Genomic DNA, 22,365 nt, shown 5'->3' with positions numbered 1-22,365 from the left:
TCTCCTCAGCAGTCCAGTGGGTTGCGTTTTTCCGGGTTGATCCCGAACTTGACGATAGCGTCTGCTACCACCTTGGGTTCGATTTCACCACGGTCAGCCAAGGCTTCCAGGGCTGCCAACACCACGAAGTGACGGTCGACTTCGAAGAAGTGACGCAGCTTTTTGCGGCTGTCACTACGGCCGAAACCGTCGGTGCCCAGGACTTTGAATTCCTTGGACGGTACCCACTGACGAATTTGTTCAGCAAACAGCTTCATGTAGTCGGTAGAGGCGATAACCGGACCCTTACGGCCAGCCAGGCACTCTTCGACGTAGGTGCGCGCAGGCTTCTGGCCCGGGTGCAGGCGGTTGCTGCGCTCTACGGCCAGGCCGTCGCGACGCAGTTCGTTGAAGCTGGTAACGCTCCATACGTCAGCACCGACGTTGAACTCTTCACGCAGGATTTTTGCAGCTTCACGCACTTCGCGCAGGATGGTGCCGGAGCCCATCAGTTGCACGTGGTGAGCGGCTTCCTTGGTGTCTTCTTCGAGCAGGTACATGCCCTTGATGATGCCTTCCTCGACACCGGCCGGCATGGCTGGCTGCTGGTAGGACTCGTTCATCACGGTGATGTAGTAGAAAACGTCCTGCTGCTCTTCGGTCATCTTCTTCATGCCGTCCTGGATGATCACCGCCAGCTCATAGCCGTAGGTTGGATCAAAGGTGCGGCAGTTCGGGATGGTGCCCGCCAGGATGTGGCTGTGACCGTCTTCGTGTTGCAGGCCTTCGCCGTTCAGCGTGGTCCGCCCGGCAGTACCGCCGATCAGGAAGCCACGGGTACGGCTGTCGCCTGCTGCCCAAGCCAGGTCGCCAATACGCTGGAAACCGAACATCGAGTAGAAGATGTAGAACGGCAGCATCGGCTGGTTGTGGCTGGAGTACGAAGTACCGGCAGCGATGAAGGAGCTCATGGCGCCCGCTTCGTTGATGCCTTCTTCGAGGATCTGGCCCTTCTTGTCTTCCTTGTAGAACATCACCTGGTCTTTATCGACTGGCTCGTAGAGCTGGCCGACGGAGGAGTAGATGCCCAACTGACGGAACATGCCTTCCATACCGAAGGTACGGGCTTCGTCCGGGATGATCGGTACGATACGCGAGCCGATTTCCTTGTCCTTGACCAGCTGCGCGAGGATCCGCACGAAGGCCATGGTGGTGGAGATTTCACGGTCGCCCGAGCCGTCCAGGATTGCCTTGAGGGTATCCAGTGGCGGAGTCGGGATGTTGAAGCTCTTGGCGCGGCGCTGAGGCACGAAACCGCCCAGTGCAGTGCGACGCTCGCTGAGGTAGCGGGCTTCGGCGCTGTTTGGCTCCGGCTTGAAGAACGGCAGGTTCTCCAGCTCTTCGTCCTTGACCGGGATGTCGAAGCGGTCGCGGAACAACTTCAGGCTGTCGACATCGACTTTCTTGGTGTTGTGCGCAGTGTTCTTCGCTTCGCCGGCACCGGTGCCATAACCCTTGATGGTCTTGGCCAGGATGACGGTCGGTTGTTCTTTGTGGTTGACCGCTTCGTGGTACGCCGCGTAAACCTTGTACGGGTCGTGGCCGCCACGGTTGAGTTTCCAGATCTCGTCGTCGGACAGGTCTGCAACCATTGCCTTGAGTTCAGGCGTGTTGAAGAAGTGTTCACGTACGAACGCGCCGTCTTTGGCCTTGTAGTTCTGGTACTCGCCGTCGATGACTTCGTCCATGCGGCGTTGCAGGATGCCGTCGACGTCCTTGGCCAGCAGTGGGTCCCAGAAACGGCCCCAGATGACTTTGGTCACGTTCCACTGAGCACCACGGAACACGCCTTCGAGTTCCTGGATGATCTTGCCGTTGCCGCGAACCGGGCCGTCGAGGCGCTGCAGGTTGCAGTTGATGACGAAGATCAGGTTGTCCAGCTTCTCGCGGCCAGCCAGGGAAATGGCGCCCAGGGATTCCGGCTCGTCACACTCGCCGTCGCCCAGGAAGCACCAGACTTTCTGCTTGCCTTCAGGGATGAAGCCACGGGCTTCCAGGTACTTCATGAAGCGTGCCTGGTAGATCGCCTGGATCGGGCCCAGGCCCATGGATACCGTCGGGAACTGCCAGAAATCAGGCATCAGCCAAGGGTGCGGATAGGACGAGAGGCCCTGGCCGTCGACTTCCTGGCGGAAGTTGTTCATTTGTTCTTCGGTGATGCGGCCTTCCATGAACGCACGGGCGTAGACGCCTGGCGAGGTGTGGCCCTGGAAGTAGATCAGGTCGCCGCCATGTTCTTCGGTCGGGGCCTGGAAGAAGTAGTTGAAGCCGATGTCATACAGGGTTGCGCTGGAAGCGAAGCTGGAGATGTGACCGCCCAGGTCAGAATCTTTCAAGTTCGTGCGCATTACCATCGCCATGGCGTTCCAGCGTACCAGCGAGCGAATGCGGCGTTCCATGAACAGGTCGCCAGGCATGCGTGCTTCGTGGGTTACCGGGATGGTGTTGCGATACGGCGTGGTGATGGCGTAGGGCAGTTGCGAGCCGCTGCGGGTCGCGAGTTCGCCCATACGGGTCATCAGGTAGTGAGCACGGTCTTCGCCTTCTTTGTCGAGAACCGATTCCAGGGCGTCCAGCCATTCCTGGGTTTCGACGGGATCGAGGTCTTGCATGGCTTGCTCCAGGGCGGAAAGGCTACCAGAATCGGTTGCCTGAAGTTTGCGACTGGCCTTGTGGGCAGACGACATAAATTCTTGGATGGCCGAAGGTTGCTTCGGCGTCCTGTAGTTTTACTACAAATCGTCGGCCATTTCAGCCTTTCGAATGTATATACGAGTAGTAAAACTACACAAGACTGAGCGGATTGCTCGGTCTAGCTGGCGAGCATAATCGTTATTGTTGATCTTTTGCGAACAAGAAAGGGTAGAGATTTGATGTTGACTGCCAAAAAAGAAAAATTTTCAGCTATTTCTAACCTTTGTTCGACAGTCCTTCACCGAGCATGGTTCTTGCGTTCACAGCTACAAGCCCTTTACGCGCCGATCAAGGATAGACCATGAGCCTTCCAATGCAGGCCGAACTCCCGGCCATCCTGCTTCCATTTGCCAAGCGGGCCGAGCAGTCATTTCGTGACGCCGTGGCCGGATTGGACGGCGATAATGGCCTTTCTGAGTGGACGCCGCAACGTTGGGCTGACTTCGCCCGTGTGTGCGCCGCCAGTGATTTCGTCATTGAACAGAGTGTTCGTGACCCTTTGATGTTGCTCGAGCTGGTGGCCTGGGGCGAACTGGACCGCAGCTTTGCCCCCGGCGAGCTGTGCGGACAGATTGCGGCGGCCGTGCAACAAGCCGAGACAGAAGACGAACTGGGCCGGGTTCTGCGCCGCCAGCGCACCCGCCAGCAGGTGCGGATCATCTGGCGCGACCTGACCCGACAGGCGGACCTGGTGCAAACCTGCCGCGACCTGTCGGACATGGCCGACGCCAGCATCGACCATGCCTATCAGTGGTTGTACCAGCGCCACTGCGTATTGTTCGGCACCCCCACGGGCCGTCGCAGCGGCGAACCGCAGCACATGGTCATCCTCGGCATGGGCAAGCTCGGCGCAGTGGAGCTGAACCTGTCGTCCGACATCGACCTGATCTTCGCCTACCCCGAAGGCGGCGACACGGTTGGCGTGAAGCGCTCGCTGGACAACCAGGAGTTCTTCATCCGCCTTGGTCAAAAACTGATCAAGGCCCTGGACCCGATGACCGTCGACGGCTTTGTGTTCCGGGTCGACATGCGCCTGCGACCTTACGGCTCAGCCGGGGCGCTGGTGCTCAGTTTCAACGCGCTGGAGCAGTACTACCAGGACCAGGGCCGCGACTGGGAACGCTACGCCATGATCAAGGCGCGGGTAGTGGCCGGTGACCAGGTGGCCGGTGCGCAACTGCTCGACATGTTGCGACCGTTTGTCTACCGGCGTTACCTGGACTTTTCCGCCATCGAAGCGCTGCGCACCATGAAGCAGTTGATCCAGCAGGAAGTGCGGCGCAAGGGCATGGCCGAGAACATCAAGCTCGGCTCGGGCGGCATCCGTGAAGTCGAATTTATCGCCCAGGCGTTCCAGCTGATCCACGGTGGCCGTGACCTGAGCCTGCAGCAGCGCCCACTGTTAAAAGTGCTGGGTACCCTGGAAGGCCAGGGTTACCTGCCGCCGGCGGTGGTCGCCGAGCTGCGCGATGGCTATGAATTCCTGCGCTACACCGAGCACGCGATTCAGGCGATCGCCGATCGCCAGACGCAGATGCTCCCGGATGGCACCGAAGACCAGGCGCGGATTGCCTTCATGCTGGGCTTTCCGGACTGGACCGCGTTTCATGAGCGCCTGATGTACTGGCGTGGCCGGGTGGACTGGCATTTCCGCCAGGTGATTGCCGATCCGGATGAAGAAGAGGGCGAAGAGAGCGAGTTGATGGTGGGCGGTGAGTGGTTGCCGTTGTGGGAAGAGTCCCAGGACGAGGAAGCCGCCTGCCGTCAGTTGCAGGAAGGCGGTTTTACCGACGCGCCCAAAGCCTTGAAAACCCTGGCCGGCCTGCGCAGCAGTCCGCAATTGCGTGCCATGCAGCGCCTGGGTCGCGAGCGTCTGGATGCATTTATCCCGCGCTTGCTGGCCCAGGCCGTCGAACATGCCAACCCGGACCTGGTACTGGAGCGCGTCCTGCCCTTGGTCGAAGCCGTCGCCCGGCGTTCCGCTTATCTGGTGTTGCTGACGGAAAACCCCGACGCCCTGCGTCGCCTTCTGACCCTGTGCGCCGCCAGCCCGTGGATTGCCGAGCAGATCACTCGCTTCCCGCTGCTGCTGGACGAACTGCTCAACGAAGGCCGCCTGTTCAAGCCGCCGCTGGCGCCGGAACTGGCCGCCGAATTGCGCGAACGCCTGACGCGTATTCCCGAAGACGACCTTGAGCAGCAGATGGAAGCCCTACGGCACTTCAAGCTGGCCCACCGCCTGCGGGTGGCCGCTTCGGAAATCGCCGGCAGCCTGCCGTTGATGAAAGTCAGCGACTACCTGACCTGGCTCGCCGAAGCCATCCTCGAGCAAGTGCTGGCCCTGGCCTGGCGCCAGACGGTTGCCCGCTACGGCTCGCCGCAACGGGTGGACGGCACCTTGTGCGATCCTGGCTTCATCATTGTCGGTTATGGGAAAGTCGGCGGCATCGAATTGGGGCATGGTTCTGACCTGGACCTGGTGTTTATCCATGACGGTGACCCCCAGGCCGAAACCGACGGTGCCAAGCCGATCGATGGCGCGCAGTTCTTTACCCGGCTGGGGCAGCGAATCATTCATCTGCTGACCACCCAGACCAACTCGGGCCAGTTGTATGAAGTGGACATGCGCCTGCGGCCTTCGGGCGCATCCGGTTTGCTGGTGAGTTCCCTGGGCGCATTTGCGCGTTATCAGGAAAACGAAGCCTGGACCTGGGAGCACCAGGCGCTGGTGCGTGCGCGAGTGCTGGTAGGCAGTCAGGATGTGGGCCGTGCTTTCGAGCAGGTACGGGCGCAAGTGCTGGGCCGTGCGCAGGACCTGGACAAGCTGCGCCAGGAGGTCAGCGAGATGCGCGCCAAGATGCGCGACAACCTCGGCACCAAGTCCACGGCGGCGGGAACGGCGGCGAATGCCTTCGAACCCACGGCGTCGTTCGACCTCAAGCAGGACGCCGGAGGTATCGTCGATATTGAATTTATGGTGCAATACGCGGCTCTGGCGTGGTCTGCGCAACATCCATCGTTGCTGCGCTACACCGACAATATCCGCATTCTGGAAGGCCTGGAGCAGGTCGGGCTGATGCCCGCCGCCGATGCCCATTTGCTGCGCGAGGTGTATAAAGCCTACCGTTCCGCCGCTCACCGCCAGGCCCTGCAGAACGAGGCCGGTACGGTGGCCGGGGACCAGTTCGCTGACGAACGGCGCCAGGTGCAGCGAATCTGGCATGAACTGGGGTTAAGCTGAAACACTATATAAGGCGGGGAGGCATGAGCCTCCCCGTATCGTTTGTGGAAACTACATGAATATTCTGATCGTTGGGCCCAGTTGGGTCGGTGACATGGTGATGGCGCAGACACTGTTCCAGTGCCTCAAGCAACGTCATCCCGACTGCCAAATCGACGTGCTCGCCCCCGAGTGGAGCCGGCCGATCCTTGAGCGCATGCCCGAGGTGCGTCAGGCCTTGAGCTTCCCGCTCGGCCACGGCGCGCTGGAGCTGGCGACCCGTCGACGCATCGGCAAGTCCCTGGCTGGCCAGTACGATCAGGCGATCCTGTTGCCCAACTCGATGAAGTCGGCACTGGTGCCGTTCTTCGCCGGTATTGCCAAACGCACCGGCTGGCGTGGCGAGTTTCGCTATGGCCTGCTCAACGATGTGCGCAAGCTCGACAAGGCCCGTTACCCGCTGATGATCGAGCGCTTCATGGCCCTGGCCTACGCGCCGGGAGCCGAGTTGCCGACGCCTTATCCGCGCCCGAGCCTGCAAATCGACCCGGTCACCCGAGACGCCGCCCTGGCCAAGTTCGGCCTGGAGCTGGACCGTCCGGTGCTGGCGCTGTGCCCTGGCGCCGAGTTTGGCGAGTCCAAGCGCTGGCCTTCGGAGCATTACGCCAAGGTTGCGGAGATGAAGATTCGCGAGGGCTGGCAGGTCTGGTTGTTCGGCTCGAAAAACGATCATTCGGTGGGCGAGGATATTCGCCAGCGCTTGATCCCGGGGCTGCGCGAAGAGGCGGTCAACTTGAGCGGCGACACGTCCCTGGCCGAGGCCATCGACCTGCTGTCCTGTGCCGACTCGGTGGTGTCCAACGACTCCGGCCTGATGCACGTGGCCGCGGCGCTGAACCGCCCGCTGGTGGCAGTGTATGGCTCGACGTCTCCCGGGTTTACCCCGCCGCTGGCCGACAAGGTCGAAGTGGTGCGCCTGGGCCTGGATTGCAGCCCGTGTTTTGATCGCACCTGCCGCTTCGGCCACTACAACTGCCTGCGCCAGTTGCTGCCGCAACCTGTCAGCGACGCGTTGCAGCGGTTGCAGGGCACTGTGGTCGAGGTTCGTTAAGTTGCGGGTTCTGGTAATCAAGACCTCATCCCTGGGCGATGTGATTCATGCCTTGCCGGCGTTGACCGACGCGGCGCGGGCGATCCCGGGCATCCGGTTTGACTGGGTGGTGGAAGAAGGCTTCGCCGAGATTCCCACCTGGCACCCGGCGGTGGACAAGGTGATCCCGGTGGCGATCCGCCGCTGGCGCAAGAACCTCTGGCAGACCTTCAAGAGTGGCGAATGGCGGCGCTTCAAGAAGAGCGTGCAGTCGACCAAATACGACCTGGTGATCGACGCCCAGGGCCTGCTGAAAAGTGCCTGGCTGACCCGCTACGTACGTGCCCCGGTGGCCGGTTTCGACAAACAGTCGGCTCGCGAGCCATTGGCGGCGCACTTCTATTCCCGACGCCTGGCCGTGGCCCGTGGGCAGCACGCGGTGGAGCGCTTGCGCCAGCTGTTTGCCGTCGCCCTCGGTTATGACCTGCCAAAAGGCCTGGGCGACTACGGCCTCAGTGTCGACAAGCTGCTGGGCCTGCCGCCGAAAAAACCGTTTGTACTGCTGCTGCACGGCACCACCTGGGACACCAAGCACTGGCCGGAAGCCTACTGGCGCGACCTGGCCGAGCGCATGGACCGCTTTGGCGTGGACGTGAAGTTGCCGTGGGGCAATGCCGCCGAAAAAGCCCGGGCTGAGCGCCTGGCCCAGGGCCTGAAAAACGCCGAAGTGCTGCCCAGGCTGAACCTCGCGGGCGTGGCCCGGGTGCTGGCGGGTGCGAAGGCGTGTGTCGCGGTCGACACCGGCCTTGGCCACTTGGCCGCAGCGCTGGATGTGCCAACGATTTCCCTGTTCGGCCCTACCAATCCTGGCCTGACCGGGGCTTATGGCAAGGCGCAGATTCACCTGGCCAGCGACTTCCCGTGTGCGCCTTGCCTGCAAAAGAAATGCACTTATCAACCGACTGCCGAAGACCAGCGTCGGTTCGATCTCAAGCGCGAGTGGCCCCTGTGCTTCACTCGCCTGAACCCTGAGCGTGTCGCAACTCGTTTAAGCACGTTGTTACTGGCTGAGGAACACTGATGCAACTGGCTTTTGTCCTCTACAAATACTTCCCCTTTGGTGGCCTGCAGCGCGACTTCATGCGTATTGCCCTGGAGTGCCAGCAGCGCGGGCATCAGATTCGCGTCTATACGCTGATCTGGGAGGGTGACGTGCCGCCGGGCTTTGAAGTGCTGGTGGCGCCGGTCAAGGCGCTGGTCAACCATCGGCGCAATGAAAAGCTCTACGCCTGGATCCAGGCCGACCTGGCCAAGCGCCCGGTGGACCGCGTGGTGGGCTTCAACAAGATGCCGGGGCTGGACCTGTACTTCGCCGCCGACGGCGTGTTCGAAGACAAGGCGCAGAACCTGCGCAACCCGATGTATCGCTGGTTCGGCCGGTACAAGCACTTTGCCGAATACGAGCGTGCAGTGTTCGACAAAGACGCCAAGACGCAGATCATGGTGCTGTCCGAACACCAGCAGCAGCTGTTCACCCAGTATTACGGGACCCAGGCCGAGCGTTTTCATTTGTTGCCGCCGGGCATCGCCCGCGACCGCCGCGCGCCGCCCAATGCTGCCGAGATCCGCGCCGAGTTTCGTCGCGAATTCGGCCTGGCCGACGATGATTTGCTGCTGGTGCAGATTGGCTCGGGCTTCAAGACCAAGGGCGTTGATCGCAGCCTCAAGGCCGTGGCCGCGCTGCCGTCGAGCCTGAAGAAACGCACCCGGCTATTTGTAATCGGCCAGGACGACCCCAAAGTATTCCAATTGCAGAGTGCTGCGCTGGGACTGGGCGACCAGGTGCAGTTCTTCAAGGGCCGCAGCGACATCCCGCGCTTTCTGCTGGGCGCCGACCTGTTGATCCACCCCGCGTACAACGAGGCGGCCGGCATGGTGCTGATCGAAGCGGTGGTCGCCGGCCTCCCGGTGCTGGTGAGCAAGGTCTGCGGCTACGCGTTTTACATCGACAAGGCCCAGAGTGGGCGGGTGTTGGACGAACCGTTCGAGCAGGCCCAGCTCAACCAGTACCTGGTGGATATGCTCGACGATCCACAAGCGCGCGCGGCCTGGAGCCGCAATGGTCTGGCCTTCGCTGAGACGGCCGACCTCTATAGCATGCCGCAGTACGCTGCGGACCTGATTCTGGCGGAGCCAAACCGATGAAGTTGATTCTTGCCGAACCGTTCAAGACCCTGTGGGCCGGACGCGATGCGTTCGCCGAAGTCGAGAAGCTGGACGGCCAGGTGTTTCGTGAGCTGGCCGCGCGCCGTACCCTGCGTACGGAAGTGGAAGGCCGCCATTATTTTGTAAAGATCCACCGGGGAATTGGCTGGGGTGAAATCCTCAAGAACCTGATCACGGCCAAGTTGCCTGTCTTGGGCGCGGGCCAGGAGTGGGACGCGATCCAGCGTCTGCGGGAACTCGGCGTGCCCACCATGACAGGCGTGGCCTTTGGTGAAAAGGGCAGCAACCCGGCCGACCAGCACTCGTTCATCGTCACTGAAGAGCTGGCGCCTATCGTCAGCCTTGAAGACCTGACCATGGACTGGGTCAAACAGCCGCCCGTGCCGGCGATTCGGCATGCCTTGACCGTTGAGCTTGCGCGCACCCTGGGCACGATGCACCGGGGTGGCGTGAACCATCGTGATTGCTACCTGTGCCACTTCCTGTTGCACACCGACCAACCGGTTACCGTGCACAACATCAAGCTCTCGGTGATCGACCTGCACCGTGCCCAGGTGCGTTCGAAGATTCCCCGGCGCTGGCGTGACAAGGATCTGGCGGGGCTTTACTACTCCGCCCTGGAGATCGGTTTGACCCGGCGCGACAAACTGCGGTTTCTCAAGGCGTACTTCCAGCAGCCTTTGCGCCAGATCCTGGGCGAGCAAAGCGCGCTGCTGTCGGCGCTGGAACGCATGGCCGCCAAGCTTTACGCACGCAAGCAACGATACGGGGATGCGCTCTGATGGCGGGTTGGAACCTGGAACCCGCTTACGCCGCCCTGGCGGATGACTTTGGTAGCCTGGAAGCCGTGTTCGCCCTGCAAGGCGAGCGGCTGACCCGCGATCCGTTGTCCGAAGTGATTCGCGTGGAGCGCGGCGGGGTCAACTATTACGTCAAGCGCTACGTCGGTGCGGGCAAGGGTTTGCGCCGCTATCTGGGCAAGCCACGAGTCAAGTCCGAATGGCAGAACCTCAAGCGCTTCGCCAAGTGGGGCATACCCACCGCCGATGTGATCGCCTGGGGTCTGGAGCGTAAAGGCCTGGCGTATCACCGCGGGGCGATGATCACGCGCGAGCTGCCGAAGACTGAAGACTTGTCGGCATTGGCCGAGCGCAATGACCCGCAACTGTCAGACCCGGTGTGGGTCAACAAGATCAGTCGCCAGCTCGCTGAATACACGCGGACCATGCACGACCACCGGTTTACCCACAACGATTTGAAGTGGCGCAATTTGTTGGTGGATGACCAGCAAACCCTGTACCTGATTGATTGCCCCAACGGCGATTTCTGGCGCGGGTTCTGGCTCAAATACCGCATCACCAAGGACCTGGCCTGCCTGGACAAGGTCGCCAAGTATCACTTGTCGGCCACCCAGCGCCTGCGCTTCTACATGCAATACCGTCAGCGCAAACACTTGAGCGCGGCGGACAAACAGCGAATTCGCCACGTGGTGAAGTTTTTCGAGGGGCGAGAATGAGTGATTTCCTGGCGGCCGAAGATCGAGCATTGCTTGAGCGCAACGGCCTCGGCACTTTCGACGCGCTGTGGGCCAAGCAACTGGATGCGGTGGACGAGCCCAATACCAGCCGCGGCGGCTGGAGCAGCGTGTTTCGCCTCGAACTCGAAGGCCAGGGCTACTACCTCAAGCGCCAGAGCAACTACCTGACGCGCACCTTGCACCGCCCGTTTGGCGAGCCGAGTTTTGCCCGCGAATTTCGTAATATCAGCCGCTATCGGCAATTGGGTATTCCGGCATTGCAGGCGGCGTTTTTCGGTGAGCGCAAAGTGGCCGGAGAGCATCGGGCGATGTTGCTGACCCGGGCGCTGGATGGTTGGAATGACCTGGATTCATTGCTGGAGCAATGGTCTGAGTTGAGCGACGTGCAGCAGCGGGCAATCCTGCTGGCCTGCGGTCAGCTTGCTCGTCAGTTGCACAGCGTGGGCCAGGTGCATGGCTGTTTTTATCCCAAGCATATTTTCCTGCAGGCCACCGGCGACGGGTACGCGGCGCAGTTGATCGACCTGGAGAAAACCCGCCCGCTGCTGTTCGGCTGGCGTGACCGGGTCAAGGACCTGGAACCGCTGTTGCGCCGTGCGCCGCAGTGGTCGGACGATCAGGTTCGCCAGCTGTTGGCGGCCTACCTGGACCAGCCGCAGGACAGCGCATTGGTTGCCACCTGGCACCAGCGCCTGGCGGCCCGGCGCAGTCACAAGGAGAACCGCTGATGCGTTTGTCCGAACTGAAAAATGCCGGCCGCACGCCAAGCCTGCCCCTGAGCATCGAACTGGCAGACGCTGCCGGGCCTGGGCAGTTGCAACTGCTGAGCCTGCTGCGGGTATTGCCGGGCCAGCGTTATGTCGGCGCAGCTGTGTGGCGCGGGCGCCCGGTGCTGGCCAAATTGTTGGTGGGCAGCAAGGCGGCGCGGCATTTTCAGCGTGAACTCAAGGGCGTGCGGTTGTTGGCCGAACAAGGCCTGACCACACCGCTGTTGCTGGCCGATGGTCTGCAAGAGGGTGAGGGTGGTTGGCTGCTGTTCGAGTTTCTGGAAGGCGCCGACAGCCTGGCTGATGCGTGGCAGGCTGTTGAACACTTGCCGCCGCTGGCTGACCAGCAGCAAGCGGTGCTCGCCGAAGCGCTGGGTGCGATTGCGCAGATGCACGCCAAGGGCCTGTGGCAGGAAGACCTGCACCTGGACAACCTGCTGCGTCAGGACGGCAAACTGTATTTGATCGACGGCGCCGGGATCTGTGTCGAAGAAGCGGGCAAACCGCTGTCGCGCAACCGGGTGCTGGAAAACCTTGGGGTGTTTTTCGCGCAGTTGCCGAAAAACCTCGAGCCGTTTACCGAAGAGTTGCTGGTGTATTACCTGCTGAGCAATGGCGAACACGCGTTGCCGCTCGAAGCGTTACAGAAGCAGGTACGCAAGGTCAGCGTCTGGCGCTTGAAGGACTTCCTGAGCAAGGTTGGCCGGGAGTGCACGCTGTTCAGCGTCGTGCGCGGGCCGTTCGCCCTGCGCGCGACTCGTCGTGAGGAAGAAGCGGCGATGCTGCCAGTGCTGGCGCAGGCCGATGCGCTGCTCGACCAGGGCCACCTGTATAAAACCGGTGGGGCGGCCAGTGTCGCCAAGGTCGAGGTGGCCGGTCGACCACTCGTGATCAAGCGCTACAACATCAAGGGTTTTGCCCATTGGCTCAAGCGCTTCTGGCGCCCGAGCCGGGCCTGGCATTCGTGGCGCGAAGGCAATCGCCTGGCGTTCCTCGGCATCGCCACGCCCAAGCCGCTGGCGTTGCTGGAAAAGCGCTTCCTGTGGCTGCGCAGCCGCGCGTATCTGGTGACCGAGTACCTGCCGGGGCCGGACATCATCGAGCGGTTCGCGCCGTATGTTGAGAGTGGCGAGGCACCCGAGGCCGAATTGCAGGCCCTGGATTATTTGTTCGCAGAGTTGATCCGCGAGCGCATCAGCCATGGGGATTTCAAGGGGCATAACCTGTTCTGGCACACGGATCGCTGGGCGCTGATCGACCTGGATTCGATGTGTCAGCACACGTCCTTGAGCAGCTTCGCTCCGGCATATGCCAGAGATCGGGCAAGGTTTATGCGTAACTGGCCTGAGAGCAGTGCGTTGTATCGGGTGATTGATCAGCGGTTGCCAAAGGCAGTGGGCTAGGGGTTTAGGGCCGCTGCGCGGCCCAACGGGAGCAAGCTCCCTCGCCACAAGTTCAATGGTCAGTTTCTAAAATGTGTACTCGGCGCCTGCGCCGGCGTACCAGGAGCGTCCCGGCGCTGCTTCGTAATAGCGGCCGTTGCCGTCTCCGACGATGACCGACCCTACGTACTGGCGATCCAGCAAGTTATCCAGACGCAAGGTCTGGTGAAAGGTCCAGTGCTCCACCTTCTGCTCAAACCGCGCGCGCCAGTTGAATACGCTGTAGCCCGGTGCCGCGTGTTGCTGGTTGGTGTCTTCGACGTAGACCTTGCTGCGGTACATGCCTTCCACGGCGGTGCTGACCCAGTCCCGGGGTTTCCAGTTGAGCTCTGCGAATAGTGTGGTTTGTGGCACACCGGGGAGGTAGTTGCCTTTGTCCACCGGTTTGCCGCCGCCGATGAAGTCGCTGTCGTAGGTGGCTTGCAGGCGGGTGTAGGCGATGTTGGTGCTCCACTGTTCGCTGAGCTGGCTTTCGATGCCCAGTTCGAAGCCGCGACGCAGGGTGCGTCCGGCGTTCTGGTAGCTGGTGCGGCCGCCGATCGATTGATCCACCACCAGCTCATCCTCGGTGGTGATCTGGAAGACAGCGGCGTTGACTCGGGTATCGTTCAGCTGTGCCTTCAGGCCCACTTCATATTGAGTGCTTTCAGACGGCTTCAGGCCGAAGTTGAACCCTTCGATATTGCCTGGCGCATAGGCCAGTTCCGCCTGGGTCGGCGTCTCGAAACCCTTGCCGGCACTGACGTAGGCGTGCAGGTCGGGCGTGAAGGCGTACATCACGCTCACGGACGGCGTGTTCTTCTGGTAGGTCTTGTTGCCGCTGGAGTCGCCGTTGCTCAGGAACTGGTCGTCGACGTCCAGTTCCATGGTGCTGTGGCGCACCCCGGCTTGCAGGGTCCAGCGGTCGATGGCCCAGTTGGCCTGGATGTAGGGGTCGAGGCTGCGGGCGGTGTCGATTTCATCCCGGCGCAACTGGCCTTTTACGCCAAGGGTGTTGCCGCTGTAATTCTGGTAGCCGTGGCGGCTGTCTTCGCTCTGGTCGAAATCCAGGCCGGTGATGATCATCAGCTCGCCCGGCACGCTGTCGACCGGTTGCATCCAGCGCACGGAGCCGCCGTAGAACTTGCGGTCGAACTGCACCACGCCGCCGCCGCGTTCGTTAGCGGGCGTTCCCTTGGGAATCGACAGGTACTGAATCACGCTCCGTCGCCCGGTATAGGCATTCACCTGCAGTGTGGCATCACCGAAATACCGCTCGTAATTCATCCCCAGTTGCTGGTGGTCGATGCTTTTGCGGGTGTTGTATAGCTCGGCGGCGCTGCTGACTGAGCGCGGGTCGGCCTTGTACGCATCCCACGCCTGCCCCAGCGGATCCTGCGTGCCGTTCTGTTCCAGGCTGCTGTAGATCAGCGCCAGTTTGCTGTCTTCATCGGGCTCGAAATTGAGCTTGGCAAAGGTCTGGTCGCGGCGGGCGCTGCTGTGGTCGCGATAACCGTCGGTGTCCATGCGCGAGGCGTCCAGCACGAAGCCTGCGCCGTCTGCCGCGCCTTCGGCGGTGAGGTGGTTCTTGCTCAGGCCGTCACTGCCCACCAGCGTCTCGGCACCGATGCGCGGCGGGCCTTCGCCGTTGCGGGAGAACATCTGGATCACGCCGCCGGCATTGCTGCCATACAGTGTGGCGGCCGGGCCGCGCAGGACTTCGATGCGCTCGGCGGTGTCGAGGTTGAACGTGGCCGCCTGGCCCTGACCGTCCGGGGTGCTGGCGGGTATGCCGTCGGCGATCAGCTTGATACCGCGCACACCAAATGCCGAGCGAGCACCGAAGCCACGGGAGGAAATCTGCAAGTCCTGGGCGTAGTTCTGGCGATTTTGAACCACCAGGCCGGGCACGCGGGACAGTGCCTCTGAAGCATTGATGCCCAGTTGGCCATCGCTGATTTGCTCGCGGCTGATGCTGTCCACCGAATACGGCAGGTCAAACGACGGGCTGGCACTGCGCGAACCGGTGACCACGCTGGGGTCCAGGACCAGTGGCGCTTCATCGGCCTGGGCGCTGCTGTACAGGCCAAGCAGTCCGGGAAGCAGCATCGCAAATCGAGTGGGTACAACAACTTTCATGAGTAAACCAGCATCCATGGCGCACAAAAGTGCGCGAGTTTAACGATTCAGCCAGCTTTTGCCATTTCGGAATCTTCTTACATGGCGCGGCGGTGCGTGGGGTCTGGGTCGCCAACAGGGCCGATGTTAGCGTTGCTGGCCATTCAGAGGGCTTGCCATGACGCTAAAAATGACTGCTGCGCTAAGCATTGGAATCCTTGTGTTGAGCGGCTGTGGAACGGCCAATACGCTGTTGCGCGAAGACGCGGCGGCGGCACGTGAACTCAGGAAGCAAAAAACCTACTGCCAGTCGATTCCCCGTGTCTACAGCGGGGTTGCCTTTGATTTCTGCCTGCTGCACGCCGCGCCGGACCTCACTGGCGTGCTGATGCCATTCGTTCTATTGGATATAACGGTCTCGGGCATTGTTGATACAGTGGTCCTGCCCTATACGGTCTACAAGCAAGGTACCGATGGCAACATCAGTATCTATTGGCGCCCGGGTTCATAAACGGATCCGGCAAGGTTGTATGGGGCAGGGATGAATGCCCACACTTATGCCAAATGGAGTTGTCCGTGAGTCTTGCAACCAGAGTCCTTCTCGCCGCTGTACTGGTATCCACCACCGGTTGCGGCACCATCAACACGGTGTTTCGCCCGGACGCCGTTGCCAGCCAGAACCTCAAGGAATCGCGCAGTTATTGTGAAAACGTGCCGCGTATCTACAGTGGGGTGATCTACGGTTTCTGCACCTTGAACGGCGCGCCCGACACCACCAAAGAGCACACGCGCGATGCCTCCGGCTCCCTGCCGATCTTCGCCGCCGAGCTCGTGGCCTCCGGCTTGCTCGACACCCTTGTGCTGCCCTACACGGTCTACCGCCAGAACAGGGACGGCAGCATCGAGATTTTCCGCTAGGCCTGCAGTGACAACCGGTCGCCACAATCCCTAGATCATCCCGCGCCGTGTTTACGCTATAATCCCGCCCTTTAGCTGTTTCTCGCCCAGGCGGGGAGCACACTTTTTTCAGGCGTGACGCGCCTGCATGCAGACTAAAAGAGGCTAGACCCCTGTGGCATTGACGATTCTTGGCCTGTCCGGCGCCCTTAGCCATGATCCTTCCGCAGCCTTGTACATCGACGGCAAGCTGATCGCGGCCGCCGAAGAAGAGCGCTTCGTACGCGACAAACATGCAAAGAACCGCATGCCCTACGAGTCGGCGAAGTTCTGCCTGGAACAAGCCGGTATCAAGCCTTCCGACGTTGATGTGGTGGCGATTCCGTTCGCCCCCATCAGCCTGTTCGGCGAGGCCCGCTGGCACTATGCCAAGCGTTACTGGTACGCCCCGGACCGCGCCCTCGACGCGATCCTGATGGGCAACCGTCGCTACAAGCGCTATCGCAACAAGATCGTCTGGTGCCTGGAGCAACTGGGCTTCGATCCGAAGAAAATCAAGATCGAACCGGTTGAACACCACCTGGCCCACGCCTCCAGTGCCTACCATTGCTCGGGCTTCCAGGAGAAGACCGCGATCCTCGGGATCGACGGCAAGGGCGAGTACGCCACCACCTTCTTCGGCTACGGCGAAAACGGCAAGATCCACAAGATCAAGGAATTCTACGATCCGGACTCCCTCGGCGGCCTGTATGGCGCGATCACCGAGTTCCTCGGTTTCGAGATGCTCGACGGTGAGTTCAAGGTCATGGGCATGGCGCCGTATGGCGATGCCAGCAAGTACGATTTCTCGCGCCTGGCCTCCTTTGAAAACGGCGAGCTGGTGATCAACACCGACTACGCCAACGTCATCGGCCTGCGCCGCTACAAAGAGAAGGGCAAGGGTTTCTACTTCTCGCCAAAACTGATCGAGTGGCTGGGTCCGAAGCGCGAAGGCGATATCGCCGACGAGCCGTACATCCACTACGCGGCCAGCATGCAGGCGCTGTTCGAGAAGCTGGCGTTGCAGATGATCGACCATTACCTGGGCGACATCCTCAAAGACACCGGCAAGCTGGCCTTCGCCGGCGGCTGTGCGCTGAACGTCAAGCTGAACCAGAAGATCATTGCCCGCGACGACGTCAAGGAGCTGTTCGTGCAGCCGGCGTCCGGCGATGCCGGTACTGCGGTGGGTGCAGCCGCCTACGTGTCTCACGCCCGTGGCGTACCGGTTGAGAAGATGGAACACGTCTATCTCGGCCCGTCCTACAGCAACGAAGACGTGATCGCGGCGTGCGCCAAGCACGAGAGCAAGCCGGTTTGGCGCAAGATTGAAAACATGCCCAAGCGCATCGCCAGGATCATGGTCGACGGCAACCCGGTGGCCTGGTTCCAGGGCCGCATGGAGTTTGGCCCGCGTGCCCTGGGCGGTCGTTCGATCATCGGTTGCCCAAGCGCCACCGGCGTGGCTGACCGGATCAACCACCAGATCAAGTTCCGCGAGCGCTGGAGGCCTTTCTGCCCGTCGATGCTCGACACCGTTGCGCCACAGATGATCAAGGTCGATCACCCGGCGCCGTTCATGACCTTCACTTTTGAAGTGTCGGAAGAGTGGAAAACCCGCGTGCCGGAAGTGGTCCATGAAGATGGTACCTCCCGTGCCCAGGTGCTCAAGCGCGAATACAACCCGCGCTACTACGACATGATGAAAGAACTGGAAGTACTGACCGGCAATGGTGTGTCGCTGAACACCTCGCTCAACCGTCGTGGCGAAGCGATGATCTGCTCGCCGACCGACGCGCTGAACATGTTCTTCGGTTCCGACCTGCAGTACCTGATCATGGAAGACATCCTCGTGGTCAAGGACGGCGTGGACCCTTATGACGCCGTGGTCTAAATGCTGAACCGCTTCCAGGGCTGGCGTGAACGTGGCTGGACGCCTGTCGAGGCCGAGGTTTACGCCCAGGCCTGGCAGCGTTTTGGCGGCAGCGTGGCGACTCATCCGCAGATCGTCGAGCGGCTGGCGCACCTGGCGCAGATTCCGGTGCGCTACCTGGGCTGGGAGCAGGACGGTGAGCTGAAGGGCGCAATTGCTACCTGGGGGCGCGACCTGGCCCTGTCCAAGGACGTGCTCAAGCGCAAAGGCAAAAAAGGCCTGTTTGATCTGGGTAACGCCGAGATCATCCTGCCGCTTGCCGCCGATGCGCAGGTGCCGTTGCGCCATCGCGCGCGCTATCTCTCTGCACTGAATGAGGGGCGCGTAAGCACCCTCAAGCCCCAGGCCGAGCAGTTGGCCATGGCGCGCACACCGGAAGAGCTGTCGAAGAAGTTTCGCTACAACCAGCGCCGCGAACTGCGTTTGCTGGAAGAGGCGGGCGGCGTGGTAAGGGCGGTCGGCGAGTTTTCCAGCAGCGAACTGGCGGCGATTTATTGCGACCTGTTCCAGCGGCGTTGGGGTTTCCCGGCCGCAGGTGCCGAGCGTTTGGCCGAGGTGCTGGAGTTGCTCAAGGAATTCCTGTTCGGCTCGGTGCTGTTTCTCAATGACGCGGCGATTGCCGTGCAACTGGTGTATCAGGTGCAGGCGCCGCAGTGGGTCAGCGCCGAATACGTCAACGGCGGTGTCGACCCTGAAACCAAGACGTTCAGCCCCGGCAGCGTGCTGAGCTTCCTCAATACCCAAAGTGCCTGGGAGCAAGCGCGGGCGAGCGACAAGCCGCTGCGTTTCTCCTTCGGGCGTTCCGACCGTGAATACAAGGAGCGCTGGTGCAACCCGGTGCCGGTGTTCAGCGTATGAGTCGCAAACAGCAATTGCTCAAGCAGCACCGGCGCAACAAGCGTATTGCGCTGTTGGTGGGTCTGTTGCTATTGGTGGCTGTCGGTGTGCTGGTGGCCTGGTGGTTGCCACTGGTGCTGGCCGTGGTGCTGTGGGCCGCGCATGAGGCCTGGTTTGCCGATCATCTGTTATACTCGCCTAAAGACGACTATGAGTACGCGTTTCCTGAAGGGAGCGAGTGCACGGGCCTGCGTCTTGAAGCCGGGCGCCTGCTGTTGGACACGCCTCTGGTAGGCGATGAAACCCTGATCGTCAGGGTTGAACTCAAAAGCTCTTGGCTCGGGCGTTTTCTCGATCCTGCGGTGGACGTGTCGGGCCTGGATGCACCCGACCGGCAAGTCTTCGAGCGTGGTCTTTCAGGCCGGCGTTACCTCAACCTGACGGGCATGGGCGAAGCACTCGCCGGCGGTAAGCTGCGCTTGCGCGGGCGCTTCTGCCGGATCAAGGGGCAGCCGACGCTCTGGTTGTTCCGCCAACCGGACTACCGTCGCCAACGGGTGATGGTCATCGCGCCCCATGCCGACGATGCCGAACTCGCCGCTTTCAGCCTCTACAGCCAAGCCGACGAGAGCTGGATCGTCACCCTGACGGCGGGCGAAATCGAAGCCGATCACTATCAGCAGATGGGCATGCCCAAGGCCGATGCCGCACGACTCAAAGGCCGCCTGCGTGCCTGGGACAGCGTCACCGTGCCGCGTTGGGCGGGCGTTCCCGAAGCGCAGTGCGTGCAGTTGGGGTACTTCTGCATGCAGCTTGCAGCGATGCAGGCCGCACCGGATCAGCCCCAGGCTTCCCGGGAAGCCCAGTTGGACGATACGCGGCTGTTTCGCCAGTTCAATGCCCTGGCCTTGCCCGGGGATGTGGACGGCGCCCCGACCTGGAATAACCTGATTGCCGACCTGCGGGCATTGCTGCTCAAGGCGCGCCCGCAGGTGATCGTGTTGCCAACGCCGTTGCTGGATCCGCACCCGGATCACATCTGCGCCCACGCTGCGATTCTCGAAGCCTTGCAAGGCCTGGAGTGGCAACCGGGCACGTTGCTCGGCTACGCCAACCACCTGCATGATAACGATCGTTGGCCCATGGGGGATTCGGGCGCTGGCGTGGCCTTGCCGCCGCGTTTTGATGCCTCCCGTGAACTTGTGCCTTGCAGTTTGCCGCTGACGCTGAGCCAGCAGCAGGACAAGGCCATGGCCCTGGGCATGATGCACGACTTGCAGCCGCGGGCGCCGTTCAAGCGCCGCGTGCGCAGGTGGTTGCAGCAATTACTGGCGGGCCGTAGTCCATCGCCTTACGGAGAGAATGAGTTCTTCCGCAAGGCGGTGCGCCGTCATGAGTTGCTCTGGGTGTTGAAGCAGGATTGAGACCTTATTGAAGGCAGGCTTGCAGCGCCTGCCGCCCCTTTTCGCCGGGCTGCGCGCCCGCAGCCAGATTGCAGCATGGAGAGTTATGAAACCTCGTTTCAAGGTTTTGCAGTTACAGCCGGACTACAACGTCAAGACCCACGACTTCGCCGACCTCGGCGAGCAGATCGTCAAGGCCTTGCCGGCTGAACGTTTCGAGGTCACATCCGGGTTCCTCAGCGGCCGCCCGCTGCCCGGCCAGCCCCTGAGCGTGGCTGAGCACTCCCATTATTTCGAGTTGCCGGAAAAGTCCCTCAAGGGCATTCGTTTCGGCGCGATGTGGCAGATCTACAAATATTGCCGCGAGCAGAAATTCGACGTGGTCATCTGTAACCGCTTCAAGTCGGTGAACATGATGCTGTCGCTCAACCGCTGGTTGAAGATCCCCCTGTGCATCGGCATTTCCCACGGTTTTGGCGAGTACGCCCGGGGCTACCGCCGGCGCCAGACGCAGAAGTGGGTCAGCCCGGCGTGGCGATTCGTCGGGGTGTCGGCAGCGGTCAGGGATTACCTGGTGGACCTCAACTGCGGGTTCACCCGCGAAAACACCACCTTTGTCACCAATGCCATCGACATCCCCCAGGCCGAAGCCTTGCAGTTGCCACGGGATGAAGCGCGCGAGGCCCTGGGCCTGCCGCTGGATGCACGGATGATTGGCGCCCTGGGCCGCCTGGTGCCGATCAAGGGCCACACCCATTTGTTGCAAGCGTTCGCCACCCTCAAGGACAAATACCCTGAGGCCCAGGTGGGGATCATCGGCTCCGGCCGCGCCGAAGCAGACCTGCGCGCCGATATCGAGCGCCTGGGCCTGACCGGCCGTGCGCACCTGCTGGGCTTTCGCGAAGATGGCATGAAGTATGTGCGCGGTTTCGACATCTGGACCATGCCGTCGTTGTTCGAAGGCCTGGGCCTGGCGCTGCTGGAAGGCATGAGCGGCCATCTGCCGGTCATCGCCTCCAATGGCCCGGCGATGCTGCCGTTGGTGCAAGGTGCCGGCGGCCTCTCCCATGATCCGGGCAATGTCGAGCAGTTGGCGGCAGCACTGGACACTTACCTGGCGCTGAGCGACGAAGAACTGCGCGCCAAGGGTGAGCAAGTGTTCCGCTACCTGGAAGAAAACCACACCCTGGACGAGTTCCGGCACAAGTATTTGAACCTGATCGAAACCGGTCTGCGTGAAGTAGGTAAAGCATGAGTCTGCAGCAACCCCTGGTCACTGTGATCATCGCCTCCTACAACCACGGGCCGTACATCGAGCAGAGCATTCTCAGTGTGCTCGGCCAGACCTACCCCAACATCGAGTTGCTGGTGGTAGACGATGGCTCCAGGGATGACAGCGTGGAGCGCATCCAGCGCTTGCAGGCCGAACACGGGTTTGATTTCCAGGTGCAGCAGAACCAGGGCCTGACCAATACCCTGAACGGTGCCATCGCTCGCGCCAAAGGCAGCCTGATCGCGCCATTCGGCTCCGATGACATCATGCTGCCCGAGCGCATCGCCACCCAGGTTGCCTACATGGAAGGCAAGCCGAAGGTGGGCATTTGCGCCGGCAATATCGAGTTGATTGATGGGGACGGCAAGCCATACCCGGAGAAGAAGCAGCGCCGCGACTTGCCGTTTCGCAGCCTGGATTTCGATGACCTGTTCCTCGATCGCAAGCCCTTTCCGCCGGCACCGACGCTGATGATCCGTCGGCAGGCGCTGGAAGAGGTCGGAGGGTTCGATCCGCTGATTCCGCTGGAAGACTTGCTGATCGAATTGAAGATCACCCACGCCGGGTACACCATCGACGTGTTGAACGTGGTGATGGCGCGCTATCGCCAGCACGCGACCAACACCTACAAGAATCACCGCTACATGATCCAGAACATCCTCAAGACCTACGGGTTGTTCAGCGATCATCCCGCCTACGATCAGGTTCGCTACAACTTCCTGAACTCGATGTTCCTCAAGACCGCCGACCGTGACCGCCCACTGGCGCGGGAGATCCTCAAGCAGATTCCGTTGAAGTTCTGGGGTCGCAAGACCTTGCGTGGGTTGGTGCGGCTGTACCTGGCGCCGCAGCGCAGCTCATAGGGCTTCGG

Annotated in this window: 17 protein-coding genes; 15 read left to right on the top strand and 2 right to left on the bottom strand. The window is 61.6% G+C overall.

Translation table 11 applies throughout. The features are described 5' to 3' along the window. Nucleotides 1-5: 5 nt before the first annotated feature. Nucleotides 6-2,651 carry a pyruvate dehydrogenase (acetyl-transferring), homodimeric type gene (gene aceE / locus HX786_RS16410; RefSeq protein WP_003209439.1) on the bottom strand — a complete coding sequence of 882 codons (2,646 nt, stop codon included), beginning with the start codon at nucleotides 2,649-2,651 and terminating at the stop codon, nucleotides 6-8. A gap of 383 nt (nucleotides 2,652-3,034) precedes the next feature. Here aceE and glnE point away from each other — a divergent pair, with 383 nt between their 5' ends. Genes glnE through HX786_RS16370 form a run of 8 tightly spaced genes read left to right on the top strand, consistent with a single transcriptional unit; the run spans nucleotide 3,035 to nucleotide 12,976 of the window. Then, a complete protein-coding gene (gene glnE / locus HX786_RS16405; RefSeq protein ID WP_178912336.1) occupies nucleotides 3,035-5,974 on the top strand; it encodes a bifunctional [glutamate--ammonia ligase]-adenylyl-L-tyrosine phosphorylase/[glutamate--ammonia-ligase] adenylyltransferase in 2,940 nt (979 codons plus the stop codon). 55 nt (nucleotides 5,975-6,029) lie between these two features. After that, on the top strand, nucleotides 6,030-7,064 hold the full coding sequence (gene waaF / locus HX786_RS16400; RefSeq protein ID WP_102604286.1) for a lipopolysaccharide heptosyltransferase II: 1,035 nt from the start codon (nucleotides 6,030-6,032) through the stop codon (nucleotides 7,062-7,064). A gap of 1 nt (nucleotide 7,065) precedes the next feature. Further along, nucleotides 7,066-8,124: a lipopolysaccharide heptosyltransferase I gene (waaC, locus tag HX786_RS16395; protein WP_003209442.1), complete on the top strand. Its 1,059-nt coding sequence runs from the start codon at nucleotides 7,066-7,068 to the stop codon at nucleotides 8,122-8,124. Next, entirely contained in the window at nucleotides 8,124-9,248 is a 1,125-nt protein-coding gene (locus HX786_RS16390) for a glycosyltransferase family 4 protein (protein ID WP_003209448.1), read from the top strand. The genes waaC and HX786_RS16390 overlap by 1 nt, the downstream gene beginning before the upstream one ends. Continuing rightward, entirely contained in the window at nucleotides 9,245-10,051 is an 807-nt protein-coding gene (gene rfaP / locus HX786_RS16385; RefSeq protein ID WP_003209450.1) for a lipopolysaccharide core heptose(I) kinase RfaP, read from the top strand. The genes HX786_RS16390 and rfaP overlap by 4 nt, the downstream gene beginning before the upstream one ends. Further along, entirely contained in the window at nucleotides 10,051-10,785 is a 735-nt protein-coding gene (locus tag HX786_RS16380; protein WP_003209451.1) for a lipopolysaccharide kinase InaA family protein, read from the top strand. The genes rfaP and HX786_RS16380 overlap by 1 nt, the downstream gene beginning before the upstream one ends. Further along, a complete protein-coding gene (locus HX786_RS16375; RefSeq protein ID WP_008439156.1) occupies nucleotides 10,782-11,534 on the top strand; it encodes a lipopolysaccharide kinase InaA family protein in 753 nt (250 codons plus the stop codon). Before HX786_RS16380 ends, HX786_RS16375 begins: the two co-directional genes overlap by 4 nt. Next, nucleotides 11,534-12,976: a lipopolysaccharide kinase InaA family protein gene (locus tag HX786_RS16370; protein WP_008439147.1), complete on the top strand. Its 1,443-nt coding sequence runs from the start codon at nucleotides 11,534-11,536 to the stop codon at nucleotides 12,974-12,976. Before HX786_RS16375 ends, HX786_RS16370 begins: the two co-directional genes overlap by 1 nt. Nucleotides 12,977-13,042: 66 nt before the next feature. Here the strand turns inward: HX786_RS16370 and HX786_RS16365 are convergent, their stop codons facing one another. After that, the gene (locus HX786_RS16365; RefSeq protein WP_178912335.1) at nucleotides 13,043-15,133 is read right to left on the bottom strand and encodes a TonB-dependent receptor; all 2,091 of its coding nucleotides are present in this window, start codon (nucleotides 15,131-15,133) and stop codon (nucleotides 13,043-13,045) included. A gap of 157 nt (nucleotides 15,134-15,290) precedes the next feature. Here HX786_RS16365 and HX786_RS16360 point away from each other — a divergent pair, with 157 nt between their 5' ends. The 7 genes from HX786_RS16360 to HX786_RS16330 all read left to right on the top strand — a co-directional run bounded on the left by HX786_RS16360 (nucleotide 15,291) and on the right by HX786_RS16330 (nucleotide 22,357). Beyond that, nucleotides 15,291-15,623: a YceK/YidQ family lipoprotein gene (locus HX786_RS16360; protein ID WP_010169294.1), complete on the top strand. Its 333-nt coding sequence runs from the start codon at nucleotides 15,291-15,293 to the stop codon at nucleotides 15,621-15,623. Between the two features lie 53 nt (nucleotides 15,624-15,676). After that, nucleotides 15,677-16,030 carry a YceK/YidQ family lipoprotein gene (locus HX786_RS16355; RefSeq protein ID WP_008439144.1) on the top strand — a complete coding sequence of 118 codons (354 nt, stop codon included), beginning with the start codon at nucleotides 15,677-15,679 and terminating at the stop codon, nucleotides 16,028-16,030. Between the two features lie 154 nt (nucleotides 16,031-16,184). After that, complete coding sequence (locus HX786_RS16350) at nucleotides 16,185-17,942, top strand: carbamoyltransferase (protein ID WP_008439143.1); 1,758 nt, start codon at nucleotides 16,185-16,187, stop codon at nucleotides 17,940-17,942. After that, nucleotides 17,943-18,839 (top strand): GNAT family N-acetyltransferase, encoded by an 897-nt coding sequence (locus HX786_RS16345; protein ID WP_178912334.1) that lies wholly within the window; start codon nucleotides 17,943-17,945, stop codon nucleotides 18,837-18,839. After that, nucleotides 18,836-20,242 (top strand): PIG-L deacetylase family protein, encoded by a 1,407-nt coding sequence (locus HX786_RS16340; RefSeq protein ID WP_178912333.1) that lies wholly within the window; start codon nucleotides 18,836-18,838, stop codon nucleotides 20,240-20,242. The genes HX786_RS16345 and HX786_RS16340 overlap by 4 nt, the downstream gene beginning before the upstream one ends. Before the next feature lie 85 nt (nucleotides 20,243-20,327). Beyond that, the gene (locus HX786_RS16335) at nucleotides 20,328-21,476 is read left to right on the top strand and encodes a glycosyltransferase family 4 protein (protein ID WP_134325632.1); all 1,149 of its coding nucleotides are present in this window, start codon (nucleotides 20,328-20,330) and stop codon (nucleotides 21,474-21,476) included. After that, a complete protein-coding gene (locus HX786_RS16330; protein ID WP_102604281.1) occupies nucleotides 21,473-22,357 on the top strand; it encodes a glycosyltransferase in 885 nt (294 codons plus the stop codon). The genes HX786_RS16335 and HX786_RS16330 overlap by 4 nt, the downstream gene beginning before the upstream one ends. Nucleotides 22,358-22,365: the final 8 nt, after the last annotated feature.

Origin of the sequence: Pseudomonas sp. 21615526 (genome assembly GCF_013386245.1) — a bacterium.
Lineage (GTDB): Bacteria > Pseudomonadota > Gammaproteobacteria > Pseudomonadales > Pseudomonadaceae > Aquipseudomonas.
This window is presented reverse-complemented; position numbering and strand designations above follow the sequence as displayed.

Coding starts and splice junctions, on each gene's coding strand:
- rfaP (WP_003209450.1), top strand. CDS start 9,245: ATGAAGTTGATTCTTGCCGAACCGTTCAAGACCCTGTGGGCCGGACGC.
- HX786_RS16360 (WP_010169294.1), top strand. CDS start 15,291: ATGACGCTAAAAATGACTGCTGCGCTAAGCATTGGAATCCTTGTGTTG.
- HX786_RS16370 (WP_008439147.1), top strand. CDS start 11,534: ATGCGTTTGTCCGAACTGAAAAATGCCGGCCGCACGCCAAGCCTGCCC.
- HX786_RS16355 (WP_008439144.1), top strand. CDS start 15,677: ATGGAGTTGTCCGTGAGTCTTGCAACCAGAGTCCTTCTCGCCGCTGTA.
- HX786_RS16365 (WP_178912335.1), bottom strand. CDS start 15,133: ATGAAAGTTGTTGTACCCACTCGATTTGCGATGCTGCTTCCCGGACTG.
- HX786_RS16340 (WP_178912333.1), top strand. CDS start 18,836: ATGAGTCGCAAACAGCAATTGCTCAAGCAGCACCGGCGCAACAAGCGT.
- HX786_RS16380 (WP_003209451.1), top strand. CDS start 10,051: ATGGCGGGTTGGAACCTGGAACCCGCTTACGCCGCCCTGGCGGATGAC.
- HX786_RS16345 (WP_178912334.1), top strand. CDS start 17,943: ATGCTGAACCGCTTCCAGGGCTGGCGTGAACGTGGCTGGACGCCTGTC.
- HX786_RS16390 (WP_003209448.1), top strand. CDS start 8,124: ATGCAACTGGCTTTTGTCCTCTACAAATACTTCCCCTTTGGTGGCCTG.
- aceE (WP_003209439.1), bottom strand. CDS start 2,651: ATGCAAGACCTCGATCCCGTCGAAACCCAGGAATGGCTGGACGCCCTG.
- glnE (WP_178912336.1), top strand. CDS start 3,035: ATGAGCCTTCCAATGCAGGCCGAACTCCCGGCCATCCTGCTTCCATTT.
- HX786_RS16335 (WP_134325632.1), top strand. CDS start 20,328: ATGAAACCTCGTTTCAAGGTTTTGCAGTTACAGCCGGACTACAACGTC.
- HX786_RS16375 (WP_008439156.1), top strand. CDS start 10,782: ATGAGTGATTTCCTGGCGGCCGAAGATCGAGCATTGCTTGAGCGCAAC.
- HX786_RS16330 (WP_102604281.1), top strand. CDS start 21,473: ATGAGTCTGCAGCAACCCCTGGTCACTGTGATCATCGCCTCCTACAAC.
- waaF (WP_102604286.1), top strand. CDS start 6,030: ATGAATATTCTGATCGTTGGGCCCAGTTGGGTCGGTGACATGGTGATG.